The following is a 3,755-nucleotide window of genomic DNA, read 5'->3' as shown; positions in this document are numbered from 1 at the left end:
CTGCCTATCTTTTTTGAGCAGCGGATTGGCTCAATCCTTACCACCTCTGGGTTTCAAGCTGGTTGTTACCCCCCCAGCAGCCCTAGCATGATGTGTCGTGAACTAAAAAAACAAAATTTGACCCGAAAAAAAATATATACGCAGTAGCCAGTCTGCCACTGAAAGAGTGCAAAAATTGAGGTGTGAATATTGGGAGAAAGTGAAAAATATTGACCCTGACAACCTCGTTTTTTTGGATGAAATGGGGGTTTTATTGGGTTTAACACGAACCCATGCACGTTCAAGATGTGGTAGTAGAGTCTACGACTTAAAACCATTTTATCGGGGTGCAAAAACCACAGTTGTCGGAGCAATAAGTTTAAAAAAAGTAGTAGGAATAATGACCCTAGATGGGTCGATGGATGGCAAGGCATTTTCCGTTTTCATTGAACACTTTTTAGTACCCAATTTATGGAAAGGTGCAGTAGTTGTTATGGATAATCTCCCAGCCCATAAGCTGGCGGCGATTGAACCCTTGATTGAATCTGCTGGCGCCACTATCCTCAATTTATCACCCTATTCTCCGGACTTTAATCCGATAGAATTATGGTGGTCAAAACTGAAAGCTTTTTTACGTCAATTCTCGCCGACCACTACTAAGATGGTGGATGTTTTACTGGCTACTGCGCTTGATTTGGTGAATACTAAGCACTTCAAAAACTGGTTTACAAACTGCTGCTACTGTACTTCATAAATGTGGAATCCGCTGTAAGTTTCAAGATTATTTTTTCTATTCATGGTTGAGTCGAGGGGGGATATTATTCCCCGCCCCTCTCAGTTAGATCCGGACGTGCTGGTTTCCCCGCATCCGGCTCCCGATGTTCTTGGCTTTCGCCTTTGCTCATGTGGAGATAATCGTGGCAGCTTTCGTGCACCGCTAAGAGGTTATTAGTTTTCGAGTTATTATGGTTTCCATCTACATGGTGTAGATGTACCTTTTCATCGCCTAGCATTTTTAGACCACATTTCCCACATTTATGGTTTTGCCGTTTTAAAGCTTTAGAGGTTTCGCCGTTATAGAGCTTGCTGTTACGTTCACTCCAGTAGGCTATGTCTCCGTCGTAGGGAGATTTTTCTCCTTTGACATTGACAAATTTGTTTTCGGAGTGGGGAACCGCCGGGAACGCTTTTTCAATCAATTTATCGACATTATAGCGATTCTGTTTTGCTTCCTTATTGAATACGTTGAAAGCTCTATATCGGATGAACCACAGTGAAAACCGTGACCCATCCAATTTACAGTAGCGGTGGTAATTTCTCCAGCCTCTAACCACAGGGGCTAATTTCTCAGCCTTGACCGTAGCACCATAATTCGAGTTGTTAACGATGTGTTTTACCTTCTGACGGAATGCTTTAAAATTGTCCGCTGATGGAACGCATCTAAATTTCCCGTTGTTCTGCACTTTGAAATGCCAACCGAGGAAGTCAAACCCATCTGTCGTAGCTGTTAGCTTGGTTTTCTTTTCACTAACCTTCATACCTCGTTCTGCCAGAAATTAGCTGACTTTATCAAGTATTGCCTTCGCATCATCTTTAGGTTTCAGAATTATTACCATGTCGTCCGCGTAGCGGACTGATTGATGTATTTCTTCAATCCCATTGAGAGCGATATTGGCTAGTAATGGACTAACCACGCCCCCTTGCGGGGTTCCTTGTTCTGGAAATTCTGGATTGACTCCTGATTTTAGACAGCGGAATATTCCGGTCTTTATGCCTTTTGGGGCGATGAGTCGTTCCATAATGCTATTGTGGCTTATCCTGTCGAAGCATTTTTCGATATCGAGTTCTATGACTCGCTTTTCTATTCCGTGGGCTTTTGAGTTTAGATTTAGGAAAAGAAATTTCTGCGCGTCCTGCGCTGACCTCCCTGTTCTGAATCCATAACTACGAGCGTGAAAGGTTGCTTCGTGTGCTGACTCTAGCGCGTATTTTGCGAGGCATTGCCACGCTCTATCGGCGATAGTAGGTATCTTGAGGAGGCGGGTACTCCCATCCTTTTTTGGGATTGGTATTGAGCGCAACTTCTGATGTTTCCAGTTGTTACTTTTGGCTCTGAGTTCTTCACCCAGGGCAAACCTTTCCTCAAATGTGAGTGAGGCTTGGACATCGATTCCCGCAGTCTTTTTGCCAGCATTTAGTTGAGTTACTTGACGTATCGCCAACATTCTTGCAGCCCGAGATTTCAGAATTAGCTTTTGGAGGAACTTCGCTTTCTGCTTGTCTCCAACTTGAATCGCTTTATACACTCGCTTTTGTAGGCGGAACAAATTACGGCGGAATTTCTTCCACGGTAACGTTTTCCAAGATTCACTAACATTGCTGTTGTGTCTAATCATGCTCTGCTCTAGTTTGTGTACTCTGAACACCTCAGACCAATTACGGTCTGTCCTACCCGAACTAAGGGGGTTCCGCTGCTCGTCTAGCCTACGAAAGGGTTCGATTTCCCCTTGACCCTCAGTTCGTTTTTATTCGTTCCCTCGGTTAGATTGATTGTTCCTTTAGGTGGAGCCAATTTAACTGCTGGATTCCCTGGACTCTTGCCGATATTGGTATCATGATTCGGCGGGAATAAACTCCAGTGGAGTCGGGAATTTTTGTCTGTGTCCCGCTCTGGGCTAAGTTACTTTTCTAGGCTCAATTTCACCATCGGAACTCCCCGTTAACGCCAGTGTCATCTCACATTAGATGTCTGATTGCGTCCTGTTCCCAGCTTCACTCTCCAAGAATCGAGCTTGGTCGGTGTGGGCAGATAGGGAGTCATACCTGAGTCTGGCAGAAGGGACTTGCACCCTTATCATCAGCCTTGTGGCTGGAAACGTTATGTACGGGCTTTCACCGTGATTCACGCTTCAACGAATCGCACGATACCCAACACATTGATTCGACGACTACGACGACTTTTTATTTTCAAGTATTTTCCCCGCTCTTGCCATCCATAGGGAACGCAAGGGATGAGACAAAAACCAGTTTCATCTAAGTAATACAAATCCAGTTCCCCTCGCTCTTCTAATTGTTTAAATTCGTCGAGTTGAGTCTTTTTCTCTAGATATTCTGAGGGGTCTGGCTCTCCTCCAACCTCTAGACGCATTCGATGCCAACTCATATTAAACTTTTTGAGAATTCTTTTGATTGTTTTGGTACTGATTTTGATTCCCCATGTTTCTTTGATCTTCTGTACTACGTGTTTTAATTGTTTGGGTTCTTGTTTAGTCCCTTCTCTAATTTGGTATTCTTGTGCAGAATCAAATGTGGCTTGACGGCCTCTTCCAGGTTGGTTGTATAGTCCTAATATTCCTTCAGATTCCCATCGTTCAAACCAGTTATAAATTGTTTTGCGAGTTACTTGAAAAGTTTTAATTAACTGTTCGATTTTTGCCCCGATGCTAAAATTAGGAAATGAGCACGCGTGACGCACCTGATGATGTCGGCTTTGGCGATGAACTCGCTTCAGCAATTTTAATGAAAGAGGATTAATTTCTCGAAAAAATATCATGTCAAATCTCTGTTGATACACAACTTGTTTTATTTCATTATATTTTATCAGTTTTTTGTATAATTAATTCTGTCTACCTACTTACTTAGATCTGTCACGGTTTGCTCTGCGATGACTTCAACGAATTCTTGCCCATGGACTAGACGTTGTTGGGTGCTGTGGTCAATATATATTCCCGTCAGTTGCTTCAAATCTCTTGCTGCATTGGCGTATGAAACATTTG

General features: G+C 43.2%; 4 protein-coding genes. 1 reads left to right on the top strand and 3 read right to left on the bottom strand.

Features of this window, described 5'->3' with window-relative positions; translation table 11 throughout:
* The first annotated feature begins 136 nt into the window (after positions 1-136).
* Positions 137-733: an IS630 family transposase gene (locus tag QUA13_RS31925; RefSeq protein ID WP_333205031.1), complete on the top strand. Its 597-nt coding sequence runs from the start codon at positions 137-139 to the stop codon at positions 731-733.
* 64 nt (positions 734-797) lie between these two features.
* Here QUA13_RS31925 and QUA13_RS31920 read toward each other — a convergent pair whose 3' ends face one another.
* The 3 genes from QUA13_RS31920 to QUA13_RS31910 form a co-directional block, all read right to left on the bottom strand.
* Positions 798-1,517: a group II intron maturase-specific domain-containing protein gene (locus QUA13_RS31920; RefSeq protein WP_333205029.1), complete on the bottom strand. Its 720-nt coding sequence runs from the start codon at positions 1,515-1,517 to the stop codon at positions 798-800.
* 18 nt (positions 1,518-1,535) lie between these two features.
* A complete protein-coding gene (locus tag QUA13_RS31915; RefSeq protein ID WP_333205026.1) occupies positions 1,536-2,375 on the bottom strand; it encodes a reverse transcriptase N-terminal domain-containing protein in 840 nt (279 codons plus the stop codon).
* Between the two features lie 506 nt (positions 2,376-2,881).
* The gene (locus QUA13_RS31910; RefSeq protein WP_333205024.1) at positions 2,882-3,493 is read right to left on the bottom strand and encodes an IS630 family transposase; all 612 of its coding nucleotides are present in this window, start codon (positions 3,491-3,493) and stop codon (positions 2,882-2,884) included.
* Between the last annotated feature and the right edge of the window lie 262 nt (positions 3,494-3,755).

This window comes from Microcoleus sp. S28C3 (assembly GCF_036700785.1).
Classification (GTDB): domain Bacteria; phylum Cyanobacteriota; class Cyanobacteriia; order Cyanobacteriales; family Microcoleaceae; genus Microcoleus; species Microcoleus asticus.
Note: the sequence above shows the minus strand (reverse complement) of the source record. Positions and strands in the feature narration are given on the sequence as shown.